This is a genomic window from Marinobacter lipolyticus (assembly GCF_018424605.1).
GTDB classification, from domain to species: Bacteria; Pseudomonadota; Gammaproteobacteria; order Pseudomonadales; family Oleiphilaceae; genus Marinobacter; species Marinobacter lipolyticus_B.
Genome location: NZ_QTKT01000001.1, coordinates 436,942 through 451,428 on the forward strand (window position 1 = coordinate 436,942; position 14,487 = coordinate 451,428).

General features: G+C 57.8%; 10 protein-coding genes. 2 read left to right on the top strand and 8 right to left on the bottom strand.

Translation table 11 applies throughout. The features are described from left to right. Positions 1-7: 7 nt before the first annotated feature. From odhB to sdhC, 6 genes are all read right to left on the bottom strand, one after another. The gene (gene odhB / locus DYI22_RS01980) at positions 8-1,237 is read right to left on the bottom strand and encodes a 2-oxoglutarate dehydrogenase complex dihydrolipoyllysine-residue succinyltransferase (protein WP_213476343.1); all 1,230 of its coding nucleotides are present in this window, start codon (positions 1,235-1,237) and stop codon (positions 8-10) included. Positions 1,238-1,262: 25 nt separating this feature from the next. After that, positions 1,263-4,100: a 2-oxoglutarate dehydrogenase E1 component gene (locus DYI22_RS01985; RefSeq protein ID WP_213476344.1), complete on the bottom strand. Its 2,838-nt coding sequence runs from the start codon at positions 4,098-4,100 to the stop codon at positions 1,263-1,265. A gap of 312 nt (positions 4,101-4,412) precedes the next feature. Further along, positions 4,413-5,117: a succinate dehydrogenase iron-sulfur subunit gene (locus DYI22_RS01990; protein ID WP_213476345.1), complete on the bottom strand. Its 705-nt coding sequence runs from the start codon at positions 5,115-5,117 to the stop codon at positions 4,413-4,415. Positions 5,118-5,131: 14 nt separating this feature from the next. Next, the gene (gene sdhA, locus DYI22_RS01995) at positions 5,132-6,904 is read right to left on the bottom strand and encodes a succinate dehydrogenase flavoprotein subunit (protein ID WP_213476346.1); all 1,773 of its coding nucleotides are present in this window, start codon (positions 6,902-6,904) and stop codon (positions 5,132-5,134) included. 3 nt (positions 6,905-6,907) lie between these two features. After that, positions 6,908-7,258 (bottom strand): succinate dehydrogenase, hydrophobic membrane anchor protein, encoded by a 351-nt coding sequence (gene sdhD, locus DYI22_RS02000; protein WP_213476347.1) that lies wholly within the window; start codon positions 7,256-7,258, stop codon positions 6,908-6,910. Then, positions 7,246-7,626 carry a succinate dehydrogenase, cytochrome b556 subunit gene (gene sdhC / locus DYI22_RS02005; RefSeq protein WP_213476348.1) on the bottom strand — a complete coding sequence of 127 codons (381 nt, stop codon included), beginning with the start codon at positions 7,624-7,626 and terminating at the stop codon, positions 7,246-7,248. Before sdhC ends, sdhD begins: the two co-directional genes overlap by 13 nt. Before the next feature lie 477 nt (positions 7,627-8,103). Between sdhC and gltA the strand changes: the two genes are divergently transcribed. Further along, positions 8,104-9,378, top strand: a complete 1,275-nt coding sequence (gene gltA, locus DYI22_RS02010; RefSeq protein ID WP_213476349.1) for a citrate synthase — start codon at positions 8,104-8,106, stop codon at positions 9,376-9,378. 114 nt (positions 9,379-9,492) lie between these two features. Next, entirely contained in the window at positions 9,493-10,368 is an 876-nt protein-coding gene (locus DYI22_RS02015; RefSeq protein WP_213476350.1) for an NAD(P)-dependent oxidoreductase, read from the top strand. A 49-nt stretch (positions 10,369-10,417) separates the two neighbouring features. On the opposite strand, the gene topA is transcribed toward DYI22_RS02015, so the two are convergent. Together topA and fadA are read right to left on the bottom strand one after the other, a co-directional pair. Then, entirely contained in the window at positions 10,418-13,054 is a 2,637-nt protein-coding gene (gene topA, locus DYI22_RS02020; protein WP_213476351.1) for a type I DNA topoisomerase, read from the bottom strand. A 248-nt stretch (positions 13,055-13,302) separates the two neighbouring features. Continuing rightward, positions 13,303-14,478 (bottom strand): acetyl-CoA C-acyltransferase FadA, encoded by a 1,176-nt coding sequence (gene fadA, locus DYI22_RS02025; protein ID WP_213476352.1) that lies wholly within the window; start codon positions 14,476-14,478, stop codon positions 13,303-13,305. Between the last annotated feature and the right edge of the window lie 9 nt (positions 14,479-14,487).

Genomic DNA, 14,487 nt, shown 5'->3' on the forward strand with positions numbered 1-14,487 from the left:
AGTCAGCTCAGACGTCCAGCAGAATACGCGCCGGATCTTCAAGCATTTCCTTGATCGCTACCAGGAACTGTACTGCTTCCTTGCCATCAACCATGCGGTGATCATAGGAAAGCGCCAGGTACATCATCGGCAGAATTTCCACCTTGCCATTCACCGCCATCGGACGCTCCTGAATCTTGTGCATGCCCAGGATCGCAGTCTGTGGCGGATTCAGAATCGGCGTGGAGATCAGGGAGCCGAAAATACCGCCGTTGGTGATGGTGAAGGTACCGCCGGTCATGTCCTCGATAGCAAGCTTGCCGTCTTTCGCTTTGGTGCCGTATTCGACAATCTTCTTTTCGATGTCGGCCAGACCCAGTGCGTCCACGTCCCGCACCACAGGAACCACCAGGCCGCGATCGGTGGACACGGCCACACCCACATCCTGGTAACCGTGATACACCATGTCGTTGCCATCAATGGAGGCGTTTACGGCCGGGAAACGCTTGAGCGCCTCAGTGGCCGCCTTGGTGAAGAACGACATAAAGCCCAGCTTGATGCCGTGGCGCTTCACAAAGCTGTCCTGGTACTGCTTGCGCAGTTCCATGATCGGCGCCATGTTCACCTCGTTGAAGGTGGTCAGCATGGCGGCGGTCTGCTGGGCGTTGACCAGGCGCTTGGCGATGCTGGCGCGCAGACGGGTCATCGGTACCCGCTTTTCCGGACGCTCACCGGAAGCGACGTCGACAGACGGCATGTCAGCGGCCGGCTTCGAAGCTGAAGCAGATCCTGAAGACTTTGCGCTATCAACATGATTCTGAACGTCTTCTTTTGTAACCCTTCCGTCCTTCCCGGTACCCTTCACGGCATTCGGATCAACGTTATTCTCTTCGGCAAGCTTACGGGCAGCCGGGCTCAGGATGGCATCTCCGGAGGGGGCATTGCTGCCAGCCTCTTCCTTGGCCGGTTCTTCTTTCTGGCTCTCCTGCTTGCTTTCGGCAGGCTTGGACTCACCAGCGGCGCCTTCCTTGAACTTGCCAATGACCTCACCGCTTTCAACGGTATCGCCTTCGCCTTTCAACACTTCTTCAATGACGCCGTCCGCCGGCGCAACCACTTCCAGAACCACCTTGTCGGTCTCAATATCGACAATCAGCTCATCACGGGAACAGGCTTCACCCGGCTGCTTGTGCCAGGTCGCGACGGTGCCCTCTGCGACCGACTCTGGGAATACGGGGGCTTTAATCTCAGTTGACATCTCGGATCCTTAGTTCGGTAGCTCGTCAGATTTCGAACGCGTCGTTAACCAGTTTCTTCTGCTCTTCAATATGCACGGACATGTGGCCACACGCTGGCGCAGCGGAGGCGTCACGGCCGGCATACTGAAGGTACAATTTGCTGTTCTTGCGATGCAAAGCATTACGCATATGGTGCTGGCTGCAGTACCAGGCACCCTGGTTCATGGGCTCTTCCTGACACCAGACCACATGCTTGAGCTTGGGGTATTGCGCAAGCAGCTCGTCCAGATCGTCGCCCGGGAACGGATACAGCTGCTCGATGCGCACAATGGCCACATCGTCACGCTCATCCGCCTTTTTCTTCTCAAGCAAATCGAAGTAAACCTTACCGCTGCACAGAATCAGGCGGGTGATTTTCTTCGGATCTGTCGGCTCTTTTTCCTGCAGCACGGTCTGGAAGGTGCCTGACGTCAGGTCTTCCAGATCCGACGTTGCTTCCTTGTGGCGCAACAGACTCTTGGGCGTGATCGCCACCAGCGGCTTGCGCAGCGGACGCTTGACCTGGCGACGGAGCATGTGGAACACCTGCGACGGCGTCGTCGGCACGCACACCTGAATGTTGTGCTCTGCAGACAGCTGCAGGAAGCGCTCAAGGCGTGCCGAGCTGTGCTCCGGGCCCTGACCTTCGTAGCCGTGCGGGAGCAACAGCGTCAGCCCACACAGGCGCCCCCACTTGTGCTCGCCACTGGTGAGGAACTGGTCGATGACCACCTGGGCGCCGTTGGCGAAATCACCGAACTGGGCCTCCCACACCACAAGACCCTTGGGAGCGGTGGTTGAGTAGCCGTATTCGAACGCCATCACCGCTTCTTCTGAAAGCAGCGAGTCGTAGATCTCGAATTTCGGCTGATCGTCGTACAGGTGCTCAAGCGCGATGTGCGTGGAGCCGTCCTTCTGGTTATGCAACACCGCATGTCGGTGCGAGAAGGTGCCGCGACCCACGTCCTGACCGGTGATGCGGATCGGGTGCCCCTCGTCGAGCAGCGTGGCATAGGCCATGATCTCGCCATAGCCCCAGTTGATGGGCAATGCACCGGCTGTCATCTTCTCCCGGTCGGAGACAATCTTGGAAACCTGGCGCTGGATACTGAAGCCTTCCGGAACCTGGGTCAGCTTCTTGCCCAGTTTCTGAATGGTCTTCAGCGCGACGCTGGATTTGCACTTGGCGGTCCACTCGTGCCCCAGGTATGGAGTCCAGTCGACATAGAGCTCCTTGTTCGGCTCTTTGACCAGGGACTTGACCACGTGATCACCCTTATCGAGCGCATCGCGGTAATCCAGGTCCATCTGCTTGGCTTCGTCTTCGGAAATCACACCGTCGGCGGTCAGCTGATCCGCGTACAGTGCCCGGGTGGTTTTCAGTTTGCGGATCTTCTCGTACATCACCGGCTGCGTGGCTGCCGGCTCGTCCGCCTCGTTGTGACCACGACGACGGTAGCAGACCAGATCGATCACCACGTCGCGCTTGAATTCGTTGCGGTAGTCCATCGCCATCTGGGTGACAAACAGAACCGCTTCCGGATCGTCGGCGTTCACGTGCAGAATCGGCGCCTGCACCATCTTGGCGACGTCGGTGCAGTATTCCGTGGAGCGGGCGTCTTCCTGCTTGCTGGTGGTGAAGCCCACCTGGTTATTGATGACGATGTGAATCGTACCGCCAATGCCGTAGCCCCGGGTCTGGGACATCTGGAAGGTTTCCATCACCACGCCCTGACCGGCAAACGCGGCGTCGCCGTGCAGGATGATCGGAACTACCTGCGTGCCGTCATTGTCATTACGGCGGGTCTGGCGGGCGCGGACCGAACCTTCGACCACCGGTGAAACAATCTCGAGGTGCGACGGGTTGAACGCCATCGCAAGGTGAACCTCACCACCCGGTGTCATCACGTTGGAGGAGAAGCCCTGGTGGTACTTAACGTCACCGGAACCGGAGTCAGCCAGCTTCTTGCCTTCAAACTCGTCAAACAGCTCTTTCGGGTTCTTGCCCAGCGTGTTGACCAGAACGTTCAGGCGACCGCGGTGAGCCATACCCAGAACGATCTCCTTGGCACCGTAGGAACCGGCACGCTGAATCAGCTCGTCGAGACAGGGAATCAGGCTTTCGCCGCCTTCCAGACCGAAGCGCTTGACGCCCGGATAGCGGGAGCCCAGATATTTTTCCAGGCCTTCCGCCGCCGTCAGCCGCTCAAGAATGTGCTTACGGGTTTTTGCTTCGTACGCGGGGCGCGACCGGACAGGCTCCATGCGCTGCTGGAACCAGCGTTTGATACGGGTGTCGACCACGTGCATGTACTCGGCACCGATGCTTTCGCAATAGGTCTGGCGAAGGCCTTCGATGATATCGCCGAGCTTCATGGTTTCAGAACCGAAGCTCAGGGAACCGGTCTGGAACTCCAGGTCACGATCAACTTCTGACAGCTCATGGAACGAAGGGTCGAGATCTTCCACCTTCGGGCGCTGCCATACGCCCAGCGGATCAAGCTTCGATTCCTGATGGCCACGGAACCGGAAGGCGTTGATCAGCTGAAGAACACGGATCTGCTTCTTATCAGCGTCGGAGGTTGCACTGGCAGGAACGCCATTGCTGGCCAGGAAACGCTGGTTACGGGAAATATGCTCGAACTGCTCACGAATGGAAGAGTGAACAATGTCGCGACCCTGATAGCCGTCAACGCTGGGGAGTTGATCGAAATAGCTGCGCCATTCTTCGGGAACGGCATTGGGGTCTGTCAGGTAGGTTTCAAAAAGCTGTTCAACATAGGCGAGATTGCCACCCTGCAGGTGGGAAGTCTGCCATAACTGCTCCATGATGCTTTCGTGCATTTTGAATAGCTCACCTTGGGCTGGTGCGGGGGAGCTCGACATGGTCGGCCAGGGGTAAATCTCAGTCAATACGGGTTTTTACGGGATCGACTTTGGCCACCACACCCAGCATGGATGTTTTCCGTTCCCCGGTGGTTTTTGTACTCAGCAATGCCGTCACAAAGCTGGGTAAGCTCCCGTCACGGCTTGCGTAGTGTGCACCCTGGTAAGACTTTTGACTATAAGCCTTTGGTTGAAGGCCCTGCGACGTTGCAGGGCCTTCCGGGTACTAACCTGATCAGGACAGTATAGCGTCTGTTGGATATTCTGCTTTTATGTCGCCCGTTGCAGCAGAAGATTCCGAATGTGGCCGATAGCCCTTGTGGGGTTCAGGCCCTTCGGACAGACGCTGACACAGTTCATGATGCCGCGGCAGCGAAACACGCTGAACGGATCATCCAGATTGGCCAGACGCTCCGCCTGAGCCGTATCCCGGCTGTCCGCCAGGAAACGGTAGGCCTGAAGCAGCCCTGCCGGGCCGATGAACTTGTCCGGATTCCACCAGAAGGAGGGGCATGAGGTGGAGCAGCAGGCACAGAGAATACACTCGTACAGGCCATCCAGCTTTTCCCGGTCTTCCGGAGATTGCAGGCGCTCAATGGCGGGCGCCGGCTTGTCATTCACCAGGTACGGCATGACCTTTTCATACTGCTTGTAGAACAGGCTCATGTCGACCACCAGATCGCGAACAACCGGCAGGCCCGGCAAAGGACGCAGGACCAGCTTGTTATTCTTGACCACCTGGGACATCGGCGTGATACACGCCAGACCGTTTTTGCCGTTCATGTTCATGCCATCAGAGCCGCAAACACCCTCGCGGCAGGAACGACGATAGGCAACCGACGGGTCCTTTTCCTTGAGCAGGTTAAGAACGTCAAGAACCATCAGGTCCTTGCCTTCCGGAAGCTCCAGCTCCACGTCCTGCATATAGGGCGCGTTGTCAGTTTCCGGGTTATAACGATAAAGGCTTACCAACATCTTGTGCGTCCCCCTTAGTAAGTCCGGGCCTTCGGCTGGAAGGTTTCCACAGTCTTCGGCGCGAAATTCACATCGCGCTTTCCAACACGCTTCTCAAGCGGGAAGTAAACGGAGTGCTTCAGCCAGTTCTCGTCGTCACGCTCGGTGAAGTCGTTACGGGCATGGGCACCGCGGCTTTCCTTGCGCTCGAACGCCGAAATAGCGGTTGCCAGAGCCACCTCATAGAGGTTGTCCAGCTCCAGCGCCTCGATACGGGCGGTGTTGAAGGCGCTGCTGGTGTCTGCCAGCTTGGTTTTGCGAACACGCTCGCCAATGGCTTCCAGCTTTTTCAGGCCTTCTTCCATGCTGTTGCCATCACGGAATACACCGAAATACAGCTGCATGCAATTCTGCAGATCCTTGCGGACGTCCGCGACGCTCTCACCTTCGGAGGCATTGTTCAGGCGATCAAGGCGGGCCATGGCACGCTTGATGTCGTCTTCGCTGGCGCCATCGACTTCAAAACCGCCACGCAGCTGCTCTTCAATGTGCAGGCCAGCTGCACGGCCGAACACCACCAGATCCAGCAGTGAGTTGCCACCCAGACGGTTGGCGCCGTGAACAGACACACAGGCCGCCTCGCCACAGGCAAACAGCCCCGGAATCGGCTTGTCTTTGCCGCTCTCGTCCTGGGTCAGGGCCTGACCACCGACGTTGGTCGGAATGCCACCCATCATGTAGTGACAGGTCGGCACAACGGGGATCGGCTCTTTCACCGGATCCACGTGGGCAAACGTCCGTGACAGCTCACAGATGCCCGGCAGACGCAGGTTGAGGGTTTCTTCACCGAGGTGATCCAGCTTCAGCAGCACGTGATCTTTCTCGGGCCCACAGCCGCGTCCTTCCAGAATTTCGATAACCATAGAGCGCGCGACAACGTCGCGACCCGCGAGGTCTTTGGCGTTCGGAGCATAACGCTCCATGAACCGCTCGCCCTCGGAGTTGATCAGATAGCCGCCCTCACCCCGACAACCTTCGGTCACCAGTGTACCGGCACCATGGATACCGGTGGGATGGAACTGCCACATTTCCATATCCTGCACCGGGAAGCCGGCGCGCAGGGCCATGCCGATACCGTCACCGGTATTGATCAGGGCGTTGGTGGTCGAGGCGTAGATACGGCCGGCACCACCGGTCGCCAGTACGGTCGCCTTGGACTTGATGTAGGCCACTTCACCGGTTTCGATTTCGATGGCAACAACACCGACCACTTCATCTTTACTGTTCTTGACCAGATCCACCGCGTACCACTCGTTCAGGAACGTGGTACCGCCTTTCAGGTTAGCCTGGTAGAGAGTGTGCAGCAGCGCGTGACCGGTACGGTCAGCAGCGGCGCAGGTCCGTGCCGCCTGGGTCGGGTTATCCGGCCCCTTGGACTGACCACCGAACGGACGCTGGTAGATGCGGCCCTGCTCGGTACGGGAGAACGGCAGCCCCATGTGCTCCAGCTCAAAGACCGCCTGGGGGCCTACGGAACACATGTACTCGATGGCGTCCTGGTCACCGATGTAATCGGAACCCTTGACGGTGTCATACATGTGCCAGCGCCAGTCATCGTTGGGATCGGCACTTGCGATGGCACAGGTGATACCACCCTGAGCCGATACCGTATGAGAACGGGTTGGAAAAACCTTGGTGATACACGCCGTGTTGACGCCGGACTCGGTCAGCTGCAGGGCGGCCCGCATACCGGCACCGCCACCACCGATAACAATCGCGTCGTAAGACATGGTCTTGATATTAGCCATCTATTAAAGCCCCCAAAGAATCTGAATGCCCCAGACCACATACACAAACATGGTCAGACCACAAATCGCCTGCACCAGGAAGCGCGGCGCCATGGCCTTGATATAGTCGGTCGTTACGGTCCAGAGTCCTACCCAGGCGTGAGCGCCAAGAGACAGCAGCGCCAGCAGCGTGAAGATGCGGAACCAGGTCTGGCCGAACAGCGCTGACCAGGATTCATAATTAATGTCACTGAACACCATGAAACCCAGCAGGAACAGTGTGTACAGAGCGAGTACGTAAGCGGTAACACGCTGGATCAGCCAGTCGAAGACACCGCTACGGCCAAGATTCGTTACGCTATTTACGCTGCCCATACCCAGACTCCAGCCAGAACAATCAGAATAACGGAAACCACAATGGTGATTTTCGAGGCGAGACGGCCGCTTTCAAGCTCTTCGCCGATGCCCATATCCATCAACAAATGCTTGATACCTGCAACCAGGTGGTACAGCAGAGCAGACAAAATGCCCCAGATGATCAGCTTCGCCAGGAAGCTGTTCAGCAGTTCATTGACTCGACTGAAGCCTTCTTCCCCGGACAGGGAAAGCTGGAGTCCGTAAAGCAGAAACGCAACACCAACAAAAATGATGATGCCGCTGATACGGTGCAATATGGACGTAATGGCTGGCAGCGGAAAATGAAACTTGCCGAGATCGAGATTAACTGGTCGTTTGCTATTCACAGCGCTCTCACACTCTCTTTTGGTTCCACAGGCGGCCGGAAAGACCGATGCGGATGGTTGGTATGTAATGGATCAGCGTGCCGGCGAAACCCGCACACGATTGGCTCAGGAGGGAGAAGACACCCCGCACCACCTGCCGACGTTGGCATAAAGGCAAGGTATATCCCCGATTCCGGGCTACGGATTATAAGGAGTACCCCCCTTAATTACAAACGCGCAACTTCGCCGAATGCCCGTAAACAGCGGCCCCACAGTCGCTATATGGATGATTGACAAATTCAATTTGAACCCGGTAACGGTCGCATTCGGGATTTCCCTCATTTACAGGATTTGTCAAATATCGGCTTTTCCGCCCTCATGCATTGACAAAAAAAGCCAACGCCCTATATTTTGCCGCCAGTTTTGCGATAATACGCGCCTTCCAAGCGCATCTATAAACGTAGATAAAGCTTTAAAGCTGATAAATAGGAGAGCACCATGACCGACAGGAAAGCCACGCTCTCGGTGGGTGACAAGTCCATTGAGCTACCGGTTTACTCAGGCACCGTCGGCCCTGACGTTATCGACGTACGAGGCCTCGTCCAGGAAGGCGTTTTTACCTATGACCCGGGCTTCGTATCAACGGCGGCCTGCGAATCGAAGATCACCTACATCGATGGCGCAAACGGTGTTCTCCTGCACCGCGGCTACCCGATAGAACAACTGGCAGAGCACTCCGACTACCTGGAAGTGTGTTACCTGCTGCTTCACGGCGAGCTGCCTACCGCCGAGGAAAACCGCAAATTCCACGACACCATCAAAAACCACACGATGCTGCACGACCAGATGCGGAACTTCTTCCAGGGTTTCCGTCGTGACGCACACCCGATGGCGATCATGTGCGGCGTGGTCGGCGCCCTCTCCGCGTTCTATCACGACCAGATGGACGTCACCAGTCAGGAACAGCGGGAGATCACCGCGCATCGCCTGATCGCGAAAATGCCGACCATCGCAGCCTGGTGTTACAAGTACAGTCTCGGTCAGCCGTTCATGTACCCGCGTAACGACCTCTCCTATTCCGAGAACTTCCTGCAGATGATGTTCGGCGTGCCTTGCGAGGAATACAAGCCGAACCCGATCCTGGCCAAAGCCATGGACAAGATCTTCATTCTGCATGCGGATCACGAGCAGAACGCCTCGACCTCCACCGTGCGTCTGGCCGGCTCCACCGGCGCCAACCCCTACGCCTGCATCGCATCCGGCATTGCCGCTCTGTGGGGCCCGGCACACGGCGGCGCCAACGAAGCAGTTCTGGACATGCTCGCGGAAATCGGTGACGAGAAAAACATCGAGAAGTTCATTGCCAAGGCCAAGGACAAGGACGACCCATTCCGCCTGATGGGCTTCGGCCACCGGGTATACAAAAACTTCGATCCCCGTGCCAAGGTGATGGCACAGACAGCGCACGAAGTCCTGTCTGAACTGGGACTGGAGAACGACCCGCTGCTGAAGATTGCCCAGCGTCTGGAAAAGATTGCACTGGAAGACGAATATTTCGTCAAGCGCAAGCTGTACCCGAACGTCGACTTCTACTCCGGTCTCATCCTCAAGGCCATTGGCATTCCGACGTCAATGTTCACGGTGATCTTCGCCATGTCCCGTACCATCGGCTGGTTCTCTCACTGGAACGAGATGGTCTCAGGCGATTACCGCATTGGCCGTCCGCGCCAGCTGTACACCGGCTCCGATACTCGCGATTACCCCAAGAAGTAATCGGCATTTCGGAAATGGACGCAAAAAGGCCGCTGAATCAGCGGCCTTTTTTGTGCCTGACCGTCAGCCCCTGTGATAAGTTAAAACCACCATAACAACAGCGGGAGATGATGCATGACTATCAGAGCGGCTTTTATCGGACTCGGCGTAATGGGTTACCCGATGGCCGGACACCTTGCCCGTGCGGGCCTGGACGTCAACGTATGGAACCGCAGCCGCGCCAAAGCCGAGACCTGGGCCGCTGAATATTCCGGTACGGCCTGCTCCTCCATCGCCGATGCGGTAAACAACGCGGACATCGTGCTGACCTGTGTTGGCGCCGACAAAGATCTGGAAGCCGTCTATCAGGGCGATGAGGGCATCATTGCAAACGCGCCAGAAGGCGCCATCCTGGTGGATCACACCACCGCTTCCGCCGGCATTGCCGAGCAACTTGCGGCCCTTGCCGCCGGGCGCCAGCAGGGCTTTATTGATGCTCCGGTGTCAGGGGGACAGCAGGGTGCTGAAAATGGCCAGCTCACCATCATGTGCGGCGGCGACCCCAAGGTTTTCGAACGCGCCCGCCCGGTTCTGGAGCACTACGCCCGGGCACTGAACCTGATGGGGCCGGCCGGTAGCGGCCAGAAGACCAAAATGGTCAACCAGATTGCCATTGCCGGCCTGGTGCAGGGGCTGTCGGAGGCCCTGCATTTTGCCGAACAGGCGGAACTGGATGTGCGCAAAGTAGTCGACGTAATTTCCAAAGGCGCGGCCCAGTCGTGGCAGATGGAAAACCGTTCGGGGACGATGATCGACGGCAAGTTCGACTACGGATTCGCGGTCGACTGGATGCGCAAGGATCTGGGGATCTGTCTTGAGGAAGCACGCAAGGTGAACGCGTCCCTGCCGGTCACCGCACTGGTAGATCAGTTCTATGCCGACGTTCAGTCCATCGGCGGCAACCGCTGGGACACCTCATCCCTGATCCAGCGCCTGCGAAAATTCCGGTAGCGTCGGATGCCCCCTCTCGCCGACGGCAGAGGGGCAAGGCATCAATCCGCTACTTTTCCTTCGGCTGCCACTTACCGTTGACATACCACGCTGACCAGCCCGTCGCCTTGCCCTCTTTTTCGGACATGACGTACTGCTCCTTGCTCTTACGGCTGAAGCGAATCACCGTTGGGTTCCCTTCCGGATCCCGCTCGGGCGCGTCCATCAAGTAATCATACTTGGGATCAATCTCCTTACGGTGAGGCTTGATCTCCATCACCAGCGGCGGCCGGGTTTCCCGGTTCTTCGGGAATTTGCTGGCCGCCAGGAACAGTCCGGACGCACCGTCACGCAGCACGTAGGTATCCTCTACCTTCTGGCACGGCAGTTCCGGCATCGGGACCGGATCCATCTTGGGGGGAGCCGGCTCGCCGCTCTTGAGCAACTTGCGGGTGTTCTTGCACTCGGTATTGGTACAGCCGAAGTACTTGCCGAAACGACCGGTTTTCAGCTGCATTTCGGAACCGCACTTGTCGCATTCCAGGGTCGGGCCTTCGTAACCCTTGATGCGGAAGGTACCGGTTTCCACTTCAAAACCGGAACAGTCAGGGTTGTTACCGCATACATGCAGCTTGCGCCCCTCATCCACCAGATAGCTGTCCATCGCGGTGCCACACTTGGGGCAACGGCGTTTTTTGCGCAGCAGGCGGGTTTCGCCCTCACCTTCGACATCGTCGTCAGCACTGACGACTTCATCCCCTGACACCAGATTGATGGTGGTCTTGCAACGCTCTTTGGGCGGCAGCGAGTAACCGGAGCAGCCAAGGAAAACCCCGGTACTGGCAACACGAATTTGCATCGGGCGACTGCAGGTGGGGCACGGAATATCCGTCTCTGTTGGGGTGTTGGCGCGCATCCCCCCTTCGTCACTGCTTTCGGCTGTTTCCAACTGCTTGCGGAAACGACCGTAGAAATCGTTGAGGACCTTCTTCCACTGCACCTCACCTTCGGCGATGTCGTCGAGCTCGCCTTCCATCTTCGCGGTGAAATCGAAATCCATCAGGTTCGGGAACGACTCTGACAGGCGCTCAGTTACGATTTCGCCCATTTTCTCGGCGTAGAATCGGCGATTCTGCAGCCGGACATAGCCCCGATCCTGGATGGTGGAGATAATGGAGGCGTATGTGGATGGGCGACCAATCCCCTGCTTTTCCAGCTCCTTGACCAGGCTGGCTTCCGTGTATCGGGGCGCCGGCTTGGTGAAATGCTGTGTCGGATCCAGCTTTGCCAGATCCAGCGGCTCGTCTACCTTGATATCGGGCAGCGCCACGTCTTCATCTTTTTTCGCGGACTGCGGCGCGACCTTGAGGAAACCCTCAAACTTGATGATACGACCACGGGTGCGCAACTCGTAGTCGCCGTTGGCAACCACAATAGAGGTGCTCAGGAATTCAGCGTCCGCCATCTGACAGGCGATAAACTGGCGCCAGATCAGGTCATAGAGCTTTTCGGCGTCTTTCTCCAGGCCGCTGATCTCGGTCGGCCTGCGACTTACCTCGGTCGGCCGGATCGCTTCGTGGGCTTCCTGGGCGCCTTCCTTGCTGCCGTATACCCGGGGTTTCTCCGGCAGGTACCTGTCGCCGAACTGCTTCTTGACGAACTCCCGGCAGCTGCTGACGGCATCCTGGCTCAGGTTAGTGGAATCCGTCCGCATGTAGGTGATGTAGCCTGCCTCGTAGAGGCGCTGCGCAAGCATCATGGTTTTCTTTACACTGAAGCCCATGCGGTTGCTGGCCGCCTGCTGCAGCGTGGACGTAATGAACGGCGCCGAGGGCCGGGACCGGGTTGGCTTGTCTTCACGTTTGGCAACACGGAACGAACCTTCTTTCAGGCGCGCCACGTGCTCGCTGCTCTGCTGCTCATTCACCGGGCGGTACGGTTTGTCCAGGTAGCGAGTCACCTCGAACCGCACCGGCTCCTTGGCCTGTTTCGCGCCCAGGTCGGCGTGCAACTGCCAGAACTCTTCCGGAATGAACTTGCGGATTTCCCGCTCACGCTCGACGATCAGCCGCACGGCAACCGACTGCACCCGGCCTGCGGACAGTCCGCGGGCAATCTTCGCCCACAGCAGCGGCGACACCATGTACCCGACCACCCGATCCAGGAAACGCCGGGCCTGCTGTGCATTAACCCGGTTGTTGTCGAGCGAGCCCGGATCCTCGAATGCCGCCTGGATCGCGCGCTTGGTAATCTCGTTAAACACTACACGGCGGTACTTGTCGGCCTCACCGCCAATGGTTTGCTGGAGGTGCCAGGCAATCGCCTCCCCTTCACGGTCCAAATCCGTTGCGAGGTAGATATGGTCGGCGGACTTGGCCAATCGCTTGAGTTCGCTGACGACCTTTTCCTTGCCGGGCAGGATTTCGTAACGGGCACTCCAGTCCTGGTCGGGGTCAACGCCCATGCGGGCAACCAGTTGTTCCCGTGCCTTACGCTTTTTGTGAGCCGCCTTTTCTTCCGGACTCATCTTGCGTGTTATCGCCGCCTGTTTCGCGCGCTCTTTGGGGTCTGACTGAGAGCCACTGCCGCTGACCGGAAGATCACGAATGTGCCCGACGCTCGACTTCACGATGAAGTCGGAGCCCAGGTACTTGTTGATGGTCTTCGCTTTAGCAGGCGACTCGACAATAACGAGGCTTTTACCCATATCGGAGATCTGTATCCTTGGCGATAATCGGTTAATAAATCAGCAAACCGTAAACTCGCTGTAAAATCAGTCGGCTAGAAAACACAGGATAGCCGCAGCATTGTATAGGTGCATTGTTTTACAGGGTCAACAAAAGCAAGACAACCCATTCTTTGGATTCATTCCCGCTTTTTTTAAATGAAGCATAAACAGGAAGGCCCGGCAATTGCCGGGCCTTCAGGACTGCGCTACCGATTCGGCCTAGCGAATCAGAGACGCTCCCAGACTGTCGCAATGCCCTGACCCAGGCCGATACACATGGTGGATACACCAAGCTTACCGCCTTTGGCCTGCATGACGTTCAGCAGGGTTGTGGAGATACGCGCACCAGAGCAGCCCAGCGGATGACCCAGGGCAATCGCACCGCCGTTCAGGTTCACTTTTTCTTCCATCACGCCCAGCAGCTTGAGGTCTTTCAGAACCGGCAGCGACTGGCCAGCAAAGGCTTCGTTCAGTTCCCAGAAGTCGATATCTTCGACTTTCAGGCCTGCACGCTTGAGCGCCTTCTTGGTGGCCGGAACCGGACCGTAGCCCATGATCGCGGGATCGCAGCCGGCAACGGCCATGCTACGAATCTTGGCAATCGGCTTCAGGCCCAGTGCTTCAGCACGCTCGGCGGACATCAGCACCATGGCAGCGGCACCGTCGGTCAGCTGCGAGGAGGTACCGGCAGTGACGGTACCGTTCTTCGGATCAAACGCCGGCTTCAGCTGGCCCAGGGACTCAGCGGTGGTTTCAGGACGAATGGTTTCGTCGGTCTCGATCAGCACCTTGAAGCCATTCTCATCATGACCTTCGATGGGCACGATTTCGTTCTTGAAGCGGCCTTCAACGGTCGCTTCGTGGGCCAGACGGTGAGAACGGGCGCCAAATTCGTCCTGCTGCTCACGGGTGATGCCGTGCATCTTCGCCAGCATTTCCGCGGTCAGGCCCATCATGTTGGAAGCCTTGGCGGTGTACTTGGACGCGGCCGGGTTGTGGTCGAAACCTGCAGTCATCGGCACGTGGCCCATGTGCTCAACACCGCCGATAACGAACACATCACCGTTACCGGTCTGGATCGCCTGAGCAGCCGTGTGGATAGCGGTCATCGCAGAGCCACACAGACGGTTCACGGTCTGCGCTGCAGACTCGTGGGGGATGCGGGTCAGCAGTGAAATCTGACGCGCCACGTTGAAGCCCTGCTCTTTGGTCTGGTTTACACAGCCCCAGATCACGTCTTCAACTTCTTTCGGGTCGAGCTTCGGGTTGCGCTCAAACAGTGCTTCGATCAGGGCGGCAGACAGAGTCTCGGCACGCACGTTGCGGAAGCAACCATTTTTGGCACGACCCATCGGAGTCCGCACGCAATCGACGACGACAACGTCTCTCGGATTAAGGCTCATAGATCTTTC